Here is a 16,735-nt window from a genome sequence, read left to right as displayed (position 1 = left end):
ATCCGCCCGGTGCGGCCCGGCGGCAACGGCTCAGTGCCCGGGGCCCCCGCGCTCCTCCCGGATCTGCGCCACCACGCGGGCCGTGCTCTGCCGCACGGCGTCCGTCTCGGTCAGGAAGTGCCAGTAGTCGGGGTGCCGGCCCTCCAGTGTGCCGATCGCCCGTTCCAGCCGCGCCACCGCGTCGTCCAGCGGACGCGCGTGCCGCGGATCCGGGGTCGTACGGCCGGTCATGGCCAGCCGCTGGGCGTCCCGGATCGCGAACCGGGTCCGCTGGATCTCCTGCTCCGGGTCCTTCTGCACGGCGTTCAGCCGGGTCAGCCGGTCACCGGCGGCCGACACGGCCTCGTCCGTGGTGTTCAGCAGCGCCCGAACCGTCGACAGCAGCGAGGTGGCGTCCGGCCAGCGCTGGGCGTCCCGGGCGGCCTGGGCCTCGCGCAGCTTCAGCTCGGCCTGGTGCACGTTCTCCACGGCCTGCGTGGGCACCTGCTGCAGGTCCTGCCAGCACGCGGCAGCGAACCGCCGCCGCAGCTCGCTCAGCACCGGGTCCACCTGGCCCGCCCGGGTGGTCAGCGCCTGGGCCCGGGTGCGCAGGCTCACCAGCCGGTGGTCGATCTCGGCCGCCTTCTCCGGCAGCCGCTCCGCCTCGGCCCGGATCGCCGCGGCCTCCCGCTGGATCCGCTCGGCCCGCTCCAGCGTCGGCGCCACCCCGTGCCGGCCGGCTCCCTGGTTCAGCTTGGTCAGCTCGGGCGAGAGCACGGCGAGCCGCGCGGCGAGGTCGTCGGCCCTCAGGCCCTTCTCCCGTACGGCGTCCAGCGCGTTGCTCGCGCCCAGCAGCGCCTGCCGGGCCCGCTCCACCGCCGGGGCGAGCCGCGCCAGCTGGGTCTCGGCCTTGCCGAGCAGCGGCCCGAGCGAGCTGCCGAAGCGGTCCAGCTCCTGCTTGACCCGGACCAGTTCGTCCCTGGCCGCGGTCAGCTCGCCGCGCGCCCGGGCGGCCGTCGCGGCCTCCAGGTCGTCCCGGTCCAGGTCATGGGCGTCCACGGCCTGGATGTAGCGCTGGCTGACCTCGTCGATCCGGTTGCCCAGCGCCGCGAAGTCGGCCACCGCGCGCCGGGCGGCGGGGGAGTCGTCGACGGCCGAGATGGTCTCGATGGAGATCCGCAGGTCCCGCTGTGCCGTGTCCAGCTCGTAGAACGCGGCCGCGGCGGCATCCTTCGCGGCCTGCGCCTCGGCCCGCTGGCTCTCCGCGCGACCGCCGAACCAGCGCCGGGTACCGCCGCCGGCGAACGCGGCGGGCAGCGCGAGCGCGGCGAGCACCGGCAGGCTCATCAGGGTGAGGGTGTCGCGCAGAGCCGAGAGGGCGCCCGAAGGAGGGTACGACCTCGTCGCCGGCGTGCCCGGTGTCGCCGTCACATCCCTCTCCCGTGCTGTTGTTCGCCCTGGGTGGTGTCATTCTCCCACCCGTTCAGGACGAACACACGGGCCGGTCAGTTCGCCGTGTGCACCGTCACTTTTCCGTCCGGCCGGGAGCTGCCCGCGCCCCGGACGGGGTTTGCGGCACCGCCCCCCTGGCCATGTAGGCTGTCGACCTGTCCCGGGTGCGTAGCTCAGGGGTAGAGCGCCTGCCTTACAAGCAGGATGTCGGCGGTTCGAAACCGTCCGCGCCCACCAGGAGAAGCGAGAAGCCCCCGACCGGTCCCGGTCGGGGGCTTCTCGCGTCACTCCTTGTCCTCGGCCGTGTCTTCGTGGGCGTGCTTCAGCTTCGTGCGGGCCTCGACCCGCTCCGCCGCCGTGACCTCGGACCAGAAGCGGTGGCCGCTGACGAACACCGCCAGTTCGTGCTCGCGCCGCCGCAGCTTCTCCACCTCGGCCTGCTCGTCCGCCGTCCAGCCGGGGGAGGCGGGCCGCTCCACCTTCCGCCAGCCGTTGTCGTCGCTGAAGCCGTCCCTCGGCTCGACCGACCAGGGCAGCCGCTTGAGCAGGGCCGACAGCTCGGCCCGGACCTGATGCAGCTCCTCCTGACCGGCGAGGAGGTCACTGGGGAATTCATAGGTCTTAGCCACGCGGCAATGCTACGCCTGTTCGATTTTGGGTGGCGAGTTCGCTTGTGAGGTTCACGCGAACGAGTAGCGCCCGCTCCCCCCGGCTCAGTGGCCGGCGGCGCGCAGTTCCTGCACCAGACGGGCCGCCACCGGCACCGGTACGCCGTGCCGGTCCGCCGCGCGCAGCAACGCCCCGCCGATGGCGTCGAGTTCGAGCGGGCGGCCCGCCTCGGCGTCGCGCTGCATGGAGGACTTGGCGGCCGGCGGGAAGGCGTCGTACCGGGCCAGGGCCTGGGCCGGGTCCGTGGGCGCGCCGCAGGCCCGGCTGACCGCGGTGGTCTCGGCGACCAGGGCCTCCAGCTCCTCGCGGTGGCGGGTGCGGATCTCGCCGAGGGGGAGGCCGTAGCGGGTGGTGAGCAGGGCGAAGGGCGCCAGGAAGGACATCTTCGACCAGAGGGCCGTCGTCTCGTCCCCGAGTACGCGGGTGGTCACGCCCGCGCCGGAGAGGGCGCCGGCCAGGGCTTCGAGGCGGGGGCGGGGGACGGCGTCGCCCGTCAGGTCCATGTCCACGAAGTCGCTGCCGTGCTCGATCAGGCCGGGGGACAGGCGGGTCGACTCCACTCGGATCACCGCGGGGGCCACGCGGTCGGGCCGGTAGCGGGTGCGCAGGGCAGCGGGGTGTTCGACGCCGTTCAGGAGCGGTACGACGAGGGCGTCGCCGAGGACGGCGGACGGGACGCGGGTGAGGGCCGCGTCCAGGGTGGTGTGCTTGACGGCGATCACGCAGGCGTCCACCGGCTCGCGCAGCTCGGTGTCCGTCTCCACGGGTGCGGTGAAGTCGCCGAACTGGCGGCTGCGGACCTGGATTCCGGTGCCGCGCAGCGTGTCGGCGGTGGCCTGCCGGGCCAGACAGATGACGCGGTTGCCGGCGCGGGACAGGAGGGCGGCGAGGAGGCCGCCGGTGCCGCCGGGGCCGAGGATCGCCACGGTGTGCTTCGTCATGAGGATGTTCCTCTCGTCGGTCGGCCCCGGGAATCGGTGGCCGCCTTCGGTGGGATCTTCGCAGGGGCGCGCGCCGTGCGTGAGACTGGGGGCATGTGCCGGAGTATCAAGACGCTGCGTCCGCCCGTACTGCCCGGTGAGGCCACCGAGGACGACATCCACGCCGCCGCGCTGCAGTACGTGCGCAAGGTCTCGGGGTTCCGGGCGCCCGCCGCCCACAACCGCGAGGTGTTCGAACAGGCCGTGCAGGCCGTGGCGGAGGCCACGGCGCAGCTGCTGGGCGGGCTGGAGGTGCGCGGGCAGTCCGTGCGCGGCGCGGCGGGGTAGGACCTGCGTGCCGAGGTGGCCGGAGCGGCGGCCGGTCGCCGCTCGAGCCGGTCGCGCTGCCCGTGCCGTCGCCGGGCGCTTGAGTCTCCCGCAGGGGGAGACCCGAAGGTGGGGTCATGGACGGCGGCACCCTGTACTCGATGTACTCGATCGGTGAGCTGGCCCGGCGTACCGGGCTGACGGTCAAGACGATCCGGCTCTACTCCGATCGCGGCCTGGTGCCGCCGGCCGACCGCACGCCCGCCGGTTACCGCCGCTACGGCCCGGACGCCGTCGCACGTCTCGCCCTCGTACGGACCCTGCGCGAGCTGGGGCTCGGCCTCGACACGATCCGCCGTGTCCTGGACCGGGACCTCCCGCTCGGCCGGGTCGCCGCGGAGCATGCCGCTGCCCTGGACGTGCAGATCGGCATCCTGCGGCTGCGGCGGGCGGTGCTGGTCGCGGCGGCCGGGCGCGAGGCCACCTTCGAGGAGATGGAACGCATGCACCAGCTCGCCACCCTGTCCGAGGCCGAACGCCGGCGCCTGATCGACGACTTCCTCGGCGCCGTCTTCGGCGGCGCGGCGGATCGTACGGGCCCTGCCGGGGCCGCCCTGCGGTCGTTGACCCCCGAGCTGCCCGACCGGCCCACGGAGGAGCAGGTCACGGCGTGGGTGGAGTTGGCGGAGCTGTCCCTGGACCCGGACTTCCGGGCCCGGATGCGGGGGCTGGTCGAGGAGCACACGGGCGAACGGTTCGACGGCGCCGCCGTGCCGCCGCGGCCGGACGTCGTCGCCGTCACCCGTGATGTCGTGGCGGCGGCCGTGTCCTCGGGAGTCGGTCCGCGGTCCGAGCAGGCCGAGCCCGTCGTCGCACGCCTCACCGCGGCCTGCGCGGGCGTCGTCGGCCGGCCCGACGACGCCGAGCTGCGTGCCTGGCTGGTGCGTCACCTGGCCACGGTGAACGATCCCCGCTGGGACCGGTACGGCCGCCTCCTCGCCCTGATCAACGGCTGGCCCGCCCCGGATCCGCTGACTCCCGTGATCGAATGGGCAGTTGAGGCGCTGAGCACGGGAACGGCCCGGTGACAGTGCCGTCGAGCGATCGGGAGGACCGCATGTCCACGGCACGGGTGGAAGTGGCCGCCACCCCCTCAAACCCCGCTCTCCTGCTGAGGCCGTGGTGCCCGCAAGACGCGGCCGCGCTGGTCGAGGCGTACCGCGACGCCGCCCTGCGCCGCTGGACCAGCGGGGTGGTGGAGGACGAGGCGGGCGCGGCCCGGTGGATCGGGGAGCAGGCGCGCGGGTGGGAGGAGCGGCGCCGGTTCGCCTTCGCCGTCGTGGAGTCCGGGCCCGGACCGGAGCGGGTGCTGGGGCACGCGGTCCTGAAGTTCACCGAGGCCCCGGGCGCCTCCGCCGCCGAGGTCGGCTACTGGACGGCGGCCCCCGCGCGCGGCCGGGGAGTGGCGCCGCGCGCCCTGCACGCGCTGACCGAGTGGGCCTTCGCGGCCTTCGGCGGTGACGGGCTGACCCGCCTCGAACTGCTCCACCAGGCGGACAACGCGGCCTCGTGCCGGGTCGCGCAGAAGTGCGGGTACGCGTTGGCCCGGCTGCTTCCGGCGGCGCCGCCCGCGTTCCCGCTCGACGGGCACGTGCATGTGCGGGAGTACGGCCAGCAGCGCGCAGCCGTCGCGCGCTGAGTGTGCGTCCATGACCGGAATGACGGACAACTCGGGGCGGTGAAAGGCGTATCGGGGCGGGCGGGCCCAGGGGTCCGACCGCCCGGCGAGCCGCGGACCGGCATGATGAGGCGGACCGTCCGCTTCCTGTGGGCGGTCTGCTGCCATGCGCCCCACACGCCCGGGAGTCACGCCGTTGTCTGCACCGATCCAGGAATCCCCCACGGTCTCCGTCGCCCTGGTCGGGGCCGGACCCCGCGGAACCAGCGTCCTGGAGCGCCTCTGCGCCTCCGCACCGGAACTCGTTCCGCCGGGCGTCCGGCTGACGGTCCACGTGATCGACCCGGCGCCGCCCGGCCCGGGCCGGGTCTGGCGGACCGCGCAGTCGGCCGAGCTGCTGATGAACACCGTGGCGAGCCAGGTGACGCTGTTCACCGACGCCAGCGTGGACTGCTCGGGCCCGATCCGCCCGGGCCCCAGCCTGCACGAGTGGGCGGACGGCGAGCTGGGCCCGGACGACTACCCCACCCGCGCCCACTACGGCCGCTATCTGGAGTGGGTGTTCGCGCGGACCGTCCGGTCCGCCCCGCGTGCGGTGCGCGTCGAGACCCACCGGGCCCGTGCCGTACGGCTGGACGACGGACCCGGCGGCGGCCAGACGCTCACCCTCGACGACGGCCGGGTGCTGTCCGGGCTGACCGCGGTCGTCCTCGCCCAGGGACACCTGCCGACGGCGGCGGACGCGGAGCAGGAGCGGGCGGCCGGACACGCCGAACGGCACGGCCTGCGCCACATACCCCCCGCCAATCCGGCCGACGTCGACCTCTCCCCGCTCGCGCCCGGCGAACCGGTGCTGCTGCGCGGCCTGGGCCTCAACTTCTTCGACCACATGGCCCTGTTGACCACCGGCAGGGGCGGCCGCTTCGTCCGCGCTGCCGACGGCGTCCTGCGCTACCGGCCCTCCGGACGCGAGCCGCGCCTGTACGCGGGCTCACGGCGCGGGGTGCCGTACCAGGCGCGCGGCGACAACGCGAAGGGCCCGTACGGCCGTCATCTCCCGCAGGTGCTCACCCCCGAGGTGATAGCGGCCTTCCGCAAGCGCGCCGACTCGGGTGAGGCGCCCGACTTCCTGGCGGAGATATGGCCGTTGGTCGCGAAGGAGGTGGAGACGGTCTACTACGGCGCCCTGACCGGCCGGCCCGACTTCGCCGACCGCTTCCTCGCCGTCCCGCACGGCGATCCCCGGGAGGCGGCGCTGCTGGCGGAGTTCGGGGTCGGCGCCGGCGACCGCTGGAGCTGGGAGCGGATCTCCCGGCCGTACGGGGACCGGGAGTTCACCGAGGCCGGGCAGTGGCGGGCGTGGCTGCTGGCGTATCTGCGCGAGGACGCGGCACAGGCCGCCCTGGGCAACGTACGCGGACCGCTGAAGGCGGCGCTGGACGTGCTGCGCGACCTGCGCAACGAGATACGCCTGGTGGTGGACCACGGCGGCCTGACCGGCGCCTCCCGGCGCGCGCACCTGGACCGCTGGTACACCCCGCTCAACGCCTTCCTGTCCATCGGCCCGCCCCGGCGCCGGATCGAGGAACTGGCGGCCCTGGTCGAGGCGGACGTGGTCGAGGTGCTGGGGCCGCGTCTGGAGGTGCGGGCCGAGCAGGGGGCGTGGACGGCGCACTCGCCGGACGTGCCGGGGCGGGCGGTGCGTGTGACGACCCTCATAGAGGCGCGTCTTCCGGAACCCGATCTGCGACGGACCGCCGACGAGCTGCTCGCGGGGCTGCTGGCGAGCGGCGACTGCCGGCCGCACACCGTGGACGGGTACGAAACCGGAGGACTGGACGTGACACGGCGGCCCTGCCATCTGATCGACCGTCAAAGTCGCGTACACACAAGGCGGTTCGCGTTCGGTGTGCCGACAGAGGGCGTGCACTGGGTGACCGCCGCGGGCGCCCGCCCAGGGGTGGATTCGGTCACGCTTTCGGATGCCGACGCGGTGGCGCGAGCCGTCCTACGTGCGGCCGCGGCCGATGCGGAACCGCAAGCGGATGCGGAACCATGGCCAAATGTTGAACTTGCAAGCATGAATTAGGTCCGCCTAACCTGGGTCCCTCGTTCGGTACCGCCGCCCCCACGACCGGCCTGGCACCGCTTTGTCCGGCTACTCCGGACGGCCTGGCCGGCCACACCGACACCGAAGAGGAGCACCCCCCATGTCCGCACGCCTCAACTCCGCTCAGCCGTACGTCATCGGCATCTTCCGCATCGTCATCGGCCTGCTGTTCGCCGTGCACGGTGCCGCCTCGCTCTTCGGCGTCCTCGGCGGCGCCGCCGGCACAGACGGCGGCACGATCCCGTCCGGCACCTGGCCCGGCTGGTACGCGGCCGTGATCCAGCTGGTCGCCGGCGGCCTGGTCCTGCTCGGCCTCGGCACCCGCGGCGCCGCGCTGATCGCCTCCGGCTCGATGGCGTACGCGTACTTCGACGTCCACCAGCAGGCCGCCCTGTGGCCCATCCAGAACGGCGGCGAGCTGTCGGTCCTGTTCTGCTGGACCTTCTTCCTGCTGGTCTTCACCGGCTCCGGCGCCTTCGGCCTGGACCGGCTGTTCGCCCGGCGCGCGGGTGAGACGCAGCAGTCGGCCGCGGAGCGGGCCACGATCGCGGCCTGACCGCCGTCGCGCGTGTTCACGCGCGCGAGTGCGTGCGTGAACACACTGCGTCGATCACATGTGCCCCCCACGAACCTCCTGTCACACCCTCGGCGTACGCTGTATGGCTGTCATGGGGGAACAACGGGGGAGTTGTCGTGTGGGAGAGCGTGGGGTCACTGGCCGCCGTTCCATGGATCTACGCCATGGTGGCCCTGTCGGTACTGCTCGACGTCTTCGTGCCCGTGCTGCCGAGCGGAGTGCTCGTCATCACGGCGGCCACGGCAGCGGCGGCGGGTACGGGCGCGGCGACCGGTGACGTGCCGGACATCGTCACCCTGATCCTCTCCGCCGCGACCGCCTCGGTCCTCGGCGACCTGCTGGCCTACCGGCTGGCCTGGCGGGGCGGTGAGCGCCTGGACCGCACGATCGCCCGGTCCCGCCGCCTGACCGCCGCGCAGGAACGTCTCGGCGAGGCCCTGTCCCGCGGTGGCGGCGCCCTGGTCGTCCTGGCCCGCTTCGCCCCCGCCGGCCGCTCGGTCGTCTCGTTCTGCGCGGGCGCCGCCCATCGCCGCGCCCGCGACTTCGTCCCGTGGTCCGCCCTGGCGGGCCTGTCCTGGGCCGTCTACAGCGTCGCCCTCGGCTACTACGGCGCCCGCTGGCTCGGCGCCACCTGGCTGGCCACGGGTGTGTCCGTGGCGGCGCTGTTCGGCGCCGGGGCCGCGGCCGGCTACCTGATGCGGCGGCGGCCGGCGTAGCCGTCCGGACAGCCGACCGCCCTCCGCGACGGCCCGCCCGCGGGCGGAGGTCGAGGAGGGCGGAGGAGGGCGGGGGAGCGGCAGCGGTCAGCAGCTCGCCAGGTAGTTCGTCAGCGCGGTCTTCTCCGCGGAGTCGACCGAGAGGTCGTAGTAGTACTTCACCTGCACCCAGGCGCGGACGTAGGTGCACCGGTACGCCGTGCGCGACGGCATCCAGGTGGCCGGGTCCTGGTCGCCCTTGGCCTGGTTCACGTTGTCGGTGACGGCGATGAGCTGCGGGCGGGTCAGGTCGTTGGCGAAGGCCTGGCGCTGGGAGGTCGTCCACCGGCTGGCGCCGGAGTCCCAGGCCTCGGCGAGCGGGACGAGGTGGTCGATGTCCAGGTCGGCGGCGGCGGTCCAGGTGGCGCCGTCGTACGGGGAGTACCAGCTGCCGCTGGTGGCCGCGCAGGAGGAGTCGGTGACGACGTTCGAGCCGTCCCGCTTGAGGACGGTCTCGCGGGTGTTGCAGGCGCCGCTGATGGTGATCCAGTGCGGGAAGAGGTCGCGGCTGTAGCCGGTGCGGTTCTCGGTGGCCACGGTCAGCTGGGAGAGGTAGCTGCGGGCGGTGGCGCCGCTGACCGGTGTGGGGAGGGCGGCGGAGGCGCTCGGAGAGTTGAACAGGGCGACGGAAGCTATGAGTCCGGTAAGGACGGAGAGTATGCTCAGGCGTCGACGCGCGTAGAACTTCGGCATGCGAACTCCCTGGTGGGGTGGGGGTGTTGGAGCGCGAGCGAGGGAATGCTCGCGGTGCCGTGTTGCCGGAAGGTGAGCGCTCGGTAAGAAGCTAGTGACGTGTTCATGACATGACAAGCGCCACGGCGGAACTTTCGCCTCGCGTACTATGGGATGCGCAGAAGGGGAGTAGCTCTTCGCCGGACCGTCGACATACTGCTCAGCCAGCCTGAGCCGGCGCCCGGAGGCGGGTCCTTCCAGGACCGCCCAGCGAGACCTTCGGCAAGCAGTGCACGCCCGTGCCCCACGGCATGGGCGCCGAGTGTGCTGCCATGCCGAGGTGTCTCATGTGAGGTCCAGCACTCTCGGCGGGGCAGCCCCCGACCGATTGAGGAATGTTGATCAGCATCACCGTGACGGCGCTCGTGTTCGGCGTCATCTTCCTTGCCGAACTGCCGGACAAGACCGCGCTCGCCGGCCTCGTCCTCGGCACCCGCTACCGCGCCTCGTACGTCTTCGCGGGCGTTGCCGCCGCCTTCCTGCTGCATGTCCTGCTCGCCGTCGCGGCCGGCAGCGTGCTGACCCTGCTGCCCCGGCAGATCGTGCACGCGATCACCGGTGTCCTCTTCCTCGGTGGCGCCGCGACGCTGCTGATGAAGAAGGGCGAGGACGAGGAGGAGATCCGCAAGCCGGCCGACCAGTCCTTCTGGAAGGTCGCGGGCGCGGGTTTCATGCTCATCCTCGTCGCCGAGTTCGGTGACCTCACCCAGATCATGACCGCCAACCTCGCCGCCCGCTACGACGCCCCCGTCTCCGTCGGCCTCGGCGCGGTCCTGGGCCTGTGGGCCGTGGCCGGGCTCGGCATCGTCGGCGGAAAGGCCCTGATGAAGCGGGTGCCGCTGCGGCTGATCACGCAGATCGCGGCCCTGCTGATGCTGGGGCTCGGTGTGTGGAGCCTGTACGAGGCCGTGGTGGCCTGAGCTGAACGGTCGGTGAACGCTCGCCGGAGGCGGTGGCGGACCCGGGGCATGTTTTGTACCGTGGAGGAACAAAGTGGCTCCCGCCCGTTTTCCCTGACCGGCGGGCGGGGCCGCCTTGTCCCGTTCTCCCTTCTTGGAGCTGCCGATGCCGGCCACCGCCCCTACCACCGTCCTCACCGCCCGCGCCCTCCTGCTCGACATGGACGGCACCCTCGTCAACTCGGACGCCGTGGTCGAGCGCATCTGGCGGCGCTGGGCCGAGCGGCACGGGCTGGACGGCGACGAGGTCATGAAGGTCGTCCACGGGAGGCAGGGCCACGCCTCGATGGCGGTGCTGCTGCCCGAGCGGCCGGTCGAGCAGAACCTCGCCGACAACGCCCGCATGCTCGCGGAGGAGACCGCCGACGTGGAGGGTGTGGTCGAGGTTCCTGGTGCGGCTGCGTTCCTCGCCTCGCTGCGGGGTGTGCCGCACGCGCTGGTCACCTCCGCCGACGTCGCCCTGTCCACCGCGCGCATGGCTGCCGCCGGGCTGGCGCTGCCCGAGGTGCGCATCACGGCCGAGTCGGTCGGCGCGAGCAAGCCCGACCCCGAGGGCTTTCTGAAGGGGGCTGCCGAGCTGGGGATCGATCCCGGGGAGTGTGTGGTCTTCGAGGACTCGGGTGCCGGTATCGCGGCGGGGCGCGCTGCTGGGATGCGGGTCGTGGGGGTAGGGCCGCGGGCCGGCGCCCACGGGCCCGATGCCGTCGTACGGGACCTCACTCAGGTGCGGGTCGAGGTCGTGGGGGACGGCTCCGTCCGTCTGCACGTGGGATAAGCGGGTTCTCCGCCCCCGCCGCCCCTACCCGTCCCATCCCCAGGGGCTCCGCCCCTTCGACCCGGCCAGGGGGCTCCGCCCCCTGAACCCCCGATCGGCCTGAACGGCCTCGTCCTCAAACGCCGGACGGGCTGAGATACCCGAGGCCCCCTTTTCGACCCACCGAGTCGGGTGGTGGGTGGGCATAGGTCGGGGGTCCAGGGGGCGGAGCCCCCTGGGACGGTGGGGTGACTCCGTTGGACCGGCCTCAGAGGGTCACGGCTTCGTCGTCTCCGACTCCAGGCTCTCCCGGGTGGCCGGCCCGTACACGCCGAGCGGGTCGTCCGTAAGACCCCGGGCCCACTGGTATGTGCGTACCGCGTCCTCCACGGGGCGGGTGAAGGCGCCGTTCACCTCGTCGTCGTAGAGGTTCAACTGCTGCAGGCGGAGCTGGAGTTCCGTGACCTCCGGACCCCTGTCGCCACGCTGCAGCACCGGCGCGGAGCCGGTGGGCGCCGCGTTCGGGGTGCCCAGGGTCGTCGCCGAGGGGGTGGGGGAGGCGGAGGGGGACGGGCTGTGGGAGCGGGTGGGCGTCGGGGTCGGAGAAGCGGACGTGGCCGTCGGGGTCGGGGTCGGGTCCAGCGACGGGGACGCGGGTGGTGAGGAAGGGCGGGGCGAGACAGGCGCCGCGGGGGCCGACGAGGTGCCCGGTGTCGTCGTGTCGGGGACGCTCGGGCGTACCTCCTGAGCCGCCCGGTCCCGGGCCGGCGGGTGGTACGAGAACAGCCCGCTCGCCATACCGGCCGCCGCCACGACCGCGATCGCCGCACCGGCGACGGACAGCAGAACCGTACGGCGGGAACGACGCGGGGGTGCGTCGTCCGCCGGGCTCGCCTCGGGCTCGTCAGGTGGTTCCTGCTCGAAGAGGCTCAGGTCGGCGGTGCTCGCGCCGGGCATCGGACGCAGCGGAAGAGTGGCCTCGACGACCGGCACCGGGCGCGTCTGCGCCGCCGAACCCTCGTCGGAGGCACCCGCACCCGCACCCGCGCCCGCGCCCGCCCCCGCGTCCGTGCCTGCGACCTCGACATACGGGCGGATGCGCAGCGGGTTGAAGTCCTCCGCCGCTGCCGCCTGCGCCGTACGCGCCTCGCGCAGGGCGTCCGACGCCCGCTGGGTGCAGTCGCAGGACGGGGTGTTGTCCGCCCCCCTCGGCGCCCCGCATTCCGGGCAGGTGTGGCCCGTCGGTTCCGTCACGCGTAAGTCCCCTCCCCTCGGGAACTCCCGAGTTTATGCAGACCTCCTCCACATCCACCGAACCGGGACACGCGGCAAACCGGCCACAGAGGGACCTCAACAGGCCATAAACGGCCACACCGCCGAGGATGGTAGGAGTCCCCGAGCCCCGGGAGGTCTCCATGACCCTGGAAACGCACGGTACGGCGAAGGAGATGAAGGCCGCCGAGCAGGTCCCCGGCAACGTCCTCGTCTCGATCGGTGCCCTCCTGCTCGGACTGCTGCTCGCCGCGCTCGACCAGACCATCGTGTCGACCGCGCTGCCCACCATCGTCAGCGACCTGGGCGGGCTGGAACATCTGTCCTGGGTCGTCACCGCCTATCTGCTCGCCTCGACCGCCGCCACCCCGCTGTGGGGCAAGCTCGGTGACCAGTACGGGCGCAAGAAGCTGTTCCAGACCGCGATAGTGATCTTCCTCATCGGGTCCGCGTTGTGCGGCATGGCGCAGAACATGCCGCAGCTGATCGGCTTCCGGGCGCTGCAGGGGCTGGGCGGCGGCGGACTGATGGTGCTGTCGATGGCGATCGTGGGCGACATCGTGCCGCCGCGTGAACGCGGGCGATACCAAGGGCTGTTCGGTGCCGTGTTCGGTGCGACCAGTGTGCTCGGGCCGCTGCTCGGCGGGCTGTTCACCGAGCACCTGAGCTGGCGCTGGGTGTTCTACGTCAACCTGCCCGTCGGCGTCGTCGCCCTCGCCGTGATCGCCACCGCCCTGCGCATCCCGCGCCGGGCCGCGCACCACGTCATCGACTACCTCGGCACGTTCCTGATCGCCGCGGTCGCCACCTGCCTGGTGCTGGTCGCCTCCCTCGGCGGTACGACGTGGGCGTGGGGCTCCCCGCAGATCATCGGGCTCGCCGTGCTGGGCGTCGTCCTCGCCATCGCGTTCGTCGCCGTCGAGCGGCGGGCCGCCGAACCGGTCCTGCCGCTGGGGCTGTTCCGCATCCGCACCTTCAGCCTCGCCGCCGTCATCAGCTTCATCGTCGGCTTCGCCATGTTCGGCGCGATGACCTATCTGCCGACCTTCCTCCAGGTCGTGCACGGCATCTCGCCGACCATGTCCGGCGTGCACATGCTGCCGATGGTGATCGGCCTGCTCCTGTCCTCGACCGCCTCCGGGCAGATCGTGAGCCGCACCGGCCGCTGGAAGGTCTTCCCGGTCACGGGCACCGCCGTCACCGCCATCGGCCTGCTCCTGCTGCACCGGCTGGACGCGCACAGCTCGACCGCCGTGATGAGCGTCTACTTCTTCGTGTTCGGCCTGGGCCTCGGCCTGGTCATGCAGGTCCTCATCCTCATCGTGCAGAACGCGGTCTCGTACGAGGACCTGGGCGTCGCCACCTCCGGAGCCACGTTCTTCCGCTCCATCGGGGCCTCCTTCGGCGTCGCCGTCTTCGGCACCGTCTTCGCGAGCCGTCTCGGCGACAGTCTCGCCGCCGCCTTCCGGGGCGTGCGTCTGCCGCCCGGTGTCTCGGCCGACGCGCTCCAGTCCGACCCGCGCGGCATCGCCGCCCTGCCGGCCTCGCTGCGCCCGGCCGCCCTGGACGCCTTCTCGTCCTCCATCACCGACGTCTTCCTGTACGCCGCCCCGGTCGCCTTCCTCGGCTTCGTGCTGGCGTGGTTCCTGAAGGAGGACCGGCTGCGCGGCTCGGTCACCGCGCCGGACGTCTCCGAGACCATCGCGCCCAACCCGGTCGAGCGCTCCTCCTACGACGAGGTGTGCCGCGCGCTGTCCGTGCTCGGCACCCGCGACGGACGCCGCGAGATCTACCGGAAGATCACCGAGCGGGCCGGGTACGACCTGCTGCCCGCCGCCAGCTGGATGCTGCTGCGCATCCGCAGGTACGGCTCGGTGGAGCCGGGGCAGCTCGCCGAGCGCACGGACGTGCCGATGCAGGCCGTACTCGCCGCCGAACGCCAGCTGGAGGAGCGGCACCTGGTCGACCGCCAAGGCCTGGACCTGACGTTCACCGAGTCCGGCCGTGAGGCCGCCGAACGGCTCGCCAAGGCCCGCGAGGAGTCCCTGGCCGAGCTGCTCGGCGACTGGTGGCAGCCGGGCCGCTCCACCGACCTGGTCCAGCTGGTGAAGGAACTCACCGGCGAACTGTGCGGCTCGGAGCGCGAGCGGCCCCGCGACGGGGCTTCGACCAGGCTCAGTTGACGGTCTCGGGGGCCGACAGGTCCTTGCGGAACCAGTGTTCGGCGTACTGGTCGTCGTTGTGGGGCCCGGTCTCCGTGTAGCCGAGACGGGCGTACAGGGCGCGGGCCTCCACCAGGTCGCTGCGGGTGTCGAGGATCAGTTGCCGGGCACCCAGCGCGCGGGCGGCCTCCTCGGCGGCGCCGACCAGGAGCGCGGCCCCGCCCCGGCCGCGCATCGCCTCGTACACGAACACCCGGGTGAGTTCGGCCGTGTCCGCGTCGAGCAGCCGTACGCCCGCCGAGCCGGCCGGTGCACCGTCGTACCGGGCGATCAGCAACTGCCCGGTGGGCGGCGCGAGTTCGACACCCGTCTGGGCCGCGACCTCGCGCTCCAGCTCGTCCGGTTCGGTGCGGTGCCCCTCGTGCAGGAGGTACCAGCGGTCGCTGACCTCCGTGTAGTACGCCCGCCACAGTGCGGCGGCGGCCGGGCAGTCGTACGGTTCCGGGGCGATCGTCCAGGTCATGCGGGCCATTCTCGGGCGCCGGCGCGGACCCTCCGCAAGCGAATATGCGCGACCTCGGGTGAGTCGCGCACCCGCGTGCGGAGACTGTCTGTCGTGAACCGAACCGACCGTCTCTACGCCCTGGTCGAGGAGCTGCGCGCCGCCGCACCCCACTCGCGCAGCGCCCGCGCGCTGGCCCGGCGCTTCGAGGTCAGCGTCCGCACCATCGAGCGCGACCTGCTGGCGCTGCAGCAGTCCGGGGTGCCGATCCACGCCGAGCCGGGCCGCACCGGCGGGTACGTGCTCGACCGGGAGCGCACCCTGCCCCCGCTGACCATCACCCCGGCCGAGGCGACCGCCCTGGCCGTCGGGCTGCACACCCTCGCCGGGACGCCGTTCGCGGCGGACGCGCGCAGCGCGCTGCACAAGGTGCTGGCCGTGATGCCCGGCCGGGAGCGGCGGGCGGCGGCGCAGCTGGCCGGGCGCGTGCGGCTGCTCGTACCGGCCGCGCGCCCGGCCCGCAGCGCCGAGCCGGTGGTGCCCGCCGCGCTGCGGGAGGCGCTGTCGGCGGGGAAGGTGCTGCGCCTGCAGTACGCCGACGCGGCGGGCGCCGCCACCGCCCGCGACGTCGAACCGCTCGCCTTCCTCGGCGGCGAGGAGCACTGGTACCTGGCCGCCTGGTGCCGGCTGCGGGACGCCCCGCGCGGCTTCCGCCTCGACCGCATCCGTACGGTTGCGGCGCTCGACGAGCGGGCCCCGGAGCGCGCCGTCGACCTGGCCGCGCTCGACACCCTCGGCTCGGACCTCGTCCCCCTCGGCGAGCTGGGAATGTGACGGCAATCACCGACAGGGGGGTGTCGCGGGGGAGGCGGAGGCTGGTGCCGGTTCCGATCAGCGACGACCGATACCGACGACCGATACCGACGACCAGTACCGGAGGCACCAGAAATGACGACCACGGCATCCCCGACCCCGACGGCCGGCACCCTCACGCCCGCCCGCGGCGGCACCCTCTTCGACCGCTGGACCGCCCTGTGGAACGGCGACTTCAGCGACCCGGAGGCCTTCCTCGCGCCCGACTTCCGCATCCGCTTCGGCAACGACCCCGACAACGCGGCCACCGACGAGATCCACGGCCCGGCCGGCATCGTCGCCTTCATCTCCGCCTTCCGCACGCAGAAGCCCGGGCTGCGGTTCGTCGTCGAGGGGACCGCGCTGGTGGACGGCGGGCTGGGGCAGGCCGCCGTCCGCTGGTACGTGACCGGGCCGGACGGGGCCGACAAGAGCGGCATCGACCTGATCGAGGTGGCGGACGGACGCATCGCGACCGTGTGGTCGGTGACCGGGCTGCGCCGCTTCGCGTCCTGACGGCCGTTTGTGGCCCGCCCGCCGGGGTCACCCGGGGGGAGAACCGGCCGAAGGAGAGGTGGGCCATGGTCAAGGACTGGGAGACCGGGCCCGTGCGGCCCGCACCCGCCATGGACGACGAGATGCCCGAGGACGGGCTCGGCGTGCCCTCCCCGGGTGGGATCACCGCACGCGAGGCGGCGACGACGGAGGGCCGGGCGGCGGACGCCTGGCCGGCGCCGCCCGGCCCGGAGGGCATGGCGCTGCGCGTCCCGCTGCTGCCGCACGAGGAGCGGGAGCAGTGGGAGCGGCGGCTGCTGCAGACGGCGGCCGGGTTCGTGGACGCGCCGCGCACCGCGGTCGAGGAGGCCGACCGGGAGCTGGAGGAGATCGCCACACGGTTCACCGAGGCCGTGACGCGGCGCCGCCGGACCCTGCGCATGTCCTGGCAGGAGGGGGTGGAGAGCGACACCGAGCAGCTGCGCCTGGCCCTGCGGGACTACGAGGAGCTGGCCGGACGCCTGCTGCACTTCTGACCGG

At 73.3% G+C, this 16,735-nt stretch carries 18 protein-coding genes and 1 tRNA gene; 13 read left to right on the top strand and 6 right to left on the bottom strand.

Annotated elements, in window-relative coordinates; translation table 11 throughout:
* Window positions 1–30: 30 nt before the first annotated feature.
* Window positions 31–1,410 (bottom strand): hypothetical protein, encoded by a 1,380-nt coding sequence (locus tag ACFYZZ_RS11465; RefSeq protein ID WP_389173970.1) that lies wholly within the window; start codon window positions 1,408–1,410, stop codon window positions 31–33.
* Between the two features lie 183 nt (window positions 1,411–1,593).
* On the opposite strand from ACFYZZ_RS11465, the gene ACFYZZ_RS11460 reads away from it, so the two are divergent.
* A tRNA-Val gene (locus ACFYZZ_RS11460) sits at window positions 1,594–1,668 on the top strand.
* A 47-nt stretch (window positions 1,669–1,715) separates the two neighbouring features.
* On the opposite strand, the gene ACFYZZ_RS11455 is transcribed toward ACFYZZ_RS11460, so the two are convergent.
* Complete coding sequence (locus ACFYZZ_RS11455; RefSeq protein WP_389173967.1) at window positions 1,716–2,060, bottom strand: hypothetical protein; 345 nt, start codon at window positions 2,058–2,060, stop codon at window positions 1,716–1,718.
* A gap of 84 nt (window positions 2,061–2,144) precedes the next feature.
* Window positions 2,145–3,041: a ketopantoate reductase family protein gene (locus ACFYZZ_RS11450; RefSeq protein ID WP_389173965.1), complete on the bottom strand. Its 897-nt coding sequence runs from the start codon at window positions 3,039–3,041 to the stop codon at window positions 2,145–2,147.
* Window positions 3,042–3,134: 93 nt separating this feature from the next.
* Between ACFYZZ_RS11450 and ACFYZZ_RS11445 the strand changes: the two genes are divergently transcribed.
* From ACFYZZ_RS11445 to ACFYZZ_RS11420, 6 genes are all read left to right on the top strand, one after another.
* Entirely contained in the window at window positions 3,135–3,368 is a 234-nt protein-coding gene (locus tag ACFYZZ_RS11445; protein ID WP_386572215.1) for a DUF2277 domain-containing protein, read from the top strand.
* 116 nt (window positions 3,369–3,484) lie between these two features.
* Window positions 3,485–4,435, top strand: coding sequence for a MerR family transcriptional regulator (locus ACFYZZ_RS11440; RefSeq protein WP_389173962.1), 951 nt, complete (start codon window positions 3,485–3,487; stop codon window positions 4,433–4,435).
* 29 nt (window positions 4,436–4,464) lie between these two features.
* Complete coding sequence (locus ACFYZZ_RS11435) at window positions 4,465–5,046, top strand: GNAT family N-acetyltransferase (RefSeq protein ID WP_389173959.1); 582 nt, start codon at window positions 4,465–4,467, stop codon at window positions 5,044–5,046.
* A 145-nt stretch (window positions 5,047–5,191) separates the two neighbouring features.
* Window positions 5,192–7,114, top strand: a complete 1,923-nt coding sequence (locus tag ACFYZZ_RS11430; protein ID WP_389173956.1) for an FAD/NAD(P)-binding protein — start codon at window positions 5,192–5,194, stop codon at window positions 7,112–7,114.
* Window positions 7,115–7,235: 121 nt separating this feature from the next.
* Window positions 7,236–7,691: a DoxX family protein gene (locus ACFYZZ_RS11425; protein WP_389173953.1), complete on the top strand. Its 456-nt coding sequence runs from the start codon at window positions 7,236–7,238 to the stop codon at window positions 7,689–7,691.
* 137 nt (window positions 7,692–7,828) lie between these two features.
* A complete protein-coding gene (locus tag ACFYZZ_RS11420; protein WP_389173950.1) occupies window positions 7,829–8,428 on the top strand; it encodes a DedA family protein in 600 nt (199 codons plus the stop codon).
* A gap of 87 nt (window positions 8,429–8,515) precedes the next feature.
* On the opposite strand, the gene ACFYZZ_RS11415 is transcribed toward ACFYZZ_RS11420, so the two are convergent.
* Entirely contained in the window at window positions 8,516–9,160 is a 645-nt protein-coding gene (locus ACFYZZ_RS11415) for an HNH endonuclease family protein (protein WP_389173947.1), read from the bottom strand.
* A gap of 377 nt (window positions 9,161–9,537) precedes the next feature.
* On the opposite strand from ACFYZZ_RS11415, the gene ACFYZZ_RS11410 reads away from it, so the two are divergent.
* Both ACFYZZ_RS11410 and ACFYZZ_RS11405 read left to right on the top strand, forming a co-directional pair.
* Window positions 9,538–10,119 carry a TMEM165/GDT1 family protein gene (locus ACFYZZ_RS11410; protein WP_389175716.1) on the top strand — a complete coding sequence of 194 codons (582 nt, stop codon included), beginning with the start codon at window positions 9,538–9,540 and terminating at the stop codon, window positions 10,117–10,119.
* A 145-nt stretch (window positions 10,120–10,264) separates the two neighbouring features.
* Window positions 10,265–10,933 (top strand): HAD-IA family hydrolase, encoded by a 669-nt coding sequence (locus tag ACFYZZ_RS11405; RefSeq protein ID WP_389173944.1) that lies wholly within the window; start codon window positions 10,265–10,267, stop codon window positions 10,931–10,933.
* 255 nt (window positions 10,934–11,188) lie between these two features.
* On the opposite strand, the gene ACFYZZ_RS11400 is transcribed toward ACFYZZ_RS11405, so the two are convergent.
* The gene (locus tag ACFYZZ_RS11400) at window positions 11,189–12,166 is read right to left on the bottom strand and encodes a peptidoglycan-binding protein (RefSeq protein WP_389173941.1); all 978 of its coding nucleotides are present in this window, start codon (window positions 12,164–12,166) and stop codon (window positions 11,189–11,191) included.
* A gap of 161 nt (window positions 12,167–12,327) precedes the next feature.
* Between ACFYZZ_RS11400 and ACFYZZ_RS11395 the strand changes: the two genes are divergently transcribed.
* The gene (locus ACFYZZ_RS11395) at window positions 12,328–14,367 is read left to right on the top strand and encodes a DHA2 family efflux MFS transporter permease subunit (RefSeq protein WP_389173938.1); all 2,040 of its coding nucleotides are present in this window, start codon (window positions 12,328–12,330) and stop codon (window positions 14,365–14,367) included.
* On the opposite strand, the gene ACFYZZ_RS11390 is transcribed toward ACFYZZ_RS11395, so the two are convergent.
* Window positions 14,360–14,878, bottom strand: a complete 519-nt coding sequence (locus ACFYZZ_RS11390; RefSeq protein WP_389173935.1) for a GNAT family N-acetyltransferase — start codon at window positions 14,876–14,878, stop codon at window positions 14,360–14,362. The genes ACFYZZ_RS11395 and ACFYZZ_RS11390 overlap by 8 nt on opposite strands.
* Window positions 14,879–14,962: 84 nt before the next feature.
* Between ACFYZZ_RS11390 and ACFYZZ_RS11385 the strand changes: the two genes are divergently transcribed.
* From ACFYZZ_RS11385 to ACFYZZ_RS11375, 3 genes are all read left to right on the top strand, one after another.
* On the top strand, window positions 14,963–15,682 hold the full coding sequence (locus ACFYZZ_RS11385; protein ID WP_389173932.1) for a helix-turn-helix transcriptional regulator: 720 nt from the start codon (window positions 14,963–14,965) through the stop codon (window positions 15,680–15,682).
* A 114-nt stretch (window positions 15,683–15,796) separates the two neighbouring features.
* Window positions 15,797–16,216, top strand: a complete 420-nt coding sequence (locus ACFYZZ_RS11380) for a nuclear transport factor 2 family protein (protein WP_389173930.1) — start codon at window positions 15,797–15,799, stop codon at window positions 16,214–16,216.
* 65 nt (window positions 16,217–16,281) lie between these two features.
* Window positions 16,282–16,731: a hypothetical protein gene (locus ACFYZZ_RS11375; protein WP_389173927.1), complete on the top strand. Its 450-nt coding sequence runs from the start codon at window positions 16,282–16,284 to the stop codon at window positions 16,729–16,731.
* Window positions 16,732–16,735: the final 4 nt, after the last annotated feature.

This window comes from Streptomyces sp. NPDC001816, from assembly GCF_042892235.1.
Lineage (GTDB): Bacteria > Actinomycetota > Actinomycetes > Streptomycetales > Streptomycetaceae > Streptomyces.
Note: the sequence above shows the minus strand (reverse complement) of the source record. Positions and strands in the feature narration are given on the sequence as shown.

Coding starts and splice junctions, on each gene's coding strand:
- ACFYZZ_RS11450 (WP_389173965.1), bottom strand. CDS start 3,041: ATGACGAAGCACACCGTGGCGATCCTCGGCCCCGGCGGCACCGGCGGC.
- ACFYZZ_RS11445 (WP_386572215.1), top strand. CDS start 3,135: ATGTGCCGGAGTATCAAGACGCTGCGTCCGCCCGTACTGCCCGGTGAG.
- ACFYZZ_RS11440 (WP_389173962.1), top strand. CDS start 3,485: ATGGACGGCGGCACCCTGTACTCGATGTACTCGATCGGTGAGCTGGCC.
- ACFYZZ_RS11435 (WP_389173959.1), top strand. CDS start 4,465: ATGTCCACGGCACGGGTGGAAGTGGCCGCCACCCCCTCAAACCCCGCT.
- ACFYZZ_RS11430 (WP_389173956.1), top strand. CDS start 5,192: ATGCGCCCCACACGCCCGGGAGTCACGCCGTTGTCTGCACCGATCCAG.
- ACFYZZ_RS11425 (WP_389173953.1), top strand. CDS start 7,236: ATGTCCGCACGCCTCAACTCCGCTCAGCCGTACGTCATCGGCATCTTC.
- ACFYZZ_RS11415 (WP_389173947.1), bottom strand. CDS start 9,160: ATGCCGAAGTTCTACGCGCGTCGACGCCTGAGCATACTCTCCGTCCTT.
- ACFYZZ_RS11405 (WP_389173944.1), top strand. CDS start 10,265: ATGCCGGCCACCGCCCCTACCACCGTCCTCACCGCCCGCGCCCTCCTG.
- ACFYZZ_RS11395 (WP_389173938.1), top strand. CDS start 12,328: ATGACCCTGGAAACGCACGGTACGGCGAAGGAGATGAAGGCCGCCGAG.
- ACFYZZ_RS11390 (WP_389173935.1), bottom strand. CDS start 14,878: ATGGCCCGCATGACCTGGACGATCGCCCCGGAACCGTACGACTGCCCG.
- ACFYZZ_RS11380 (WP_389173930.1), top strand. CDS start 15,797: ATGACGACCACGGCATCCCCGACCCCGACGGCCGGCACCCTCACGCCC.
- ACFYZZ_RS11375 (WP_389173927.1), top strand. CDS start 16,282: ATGGTCAAGGACTGGGAGACCGGGCCCGTGCGGCCCGCACCCGCCATG.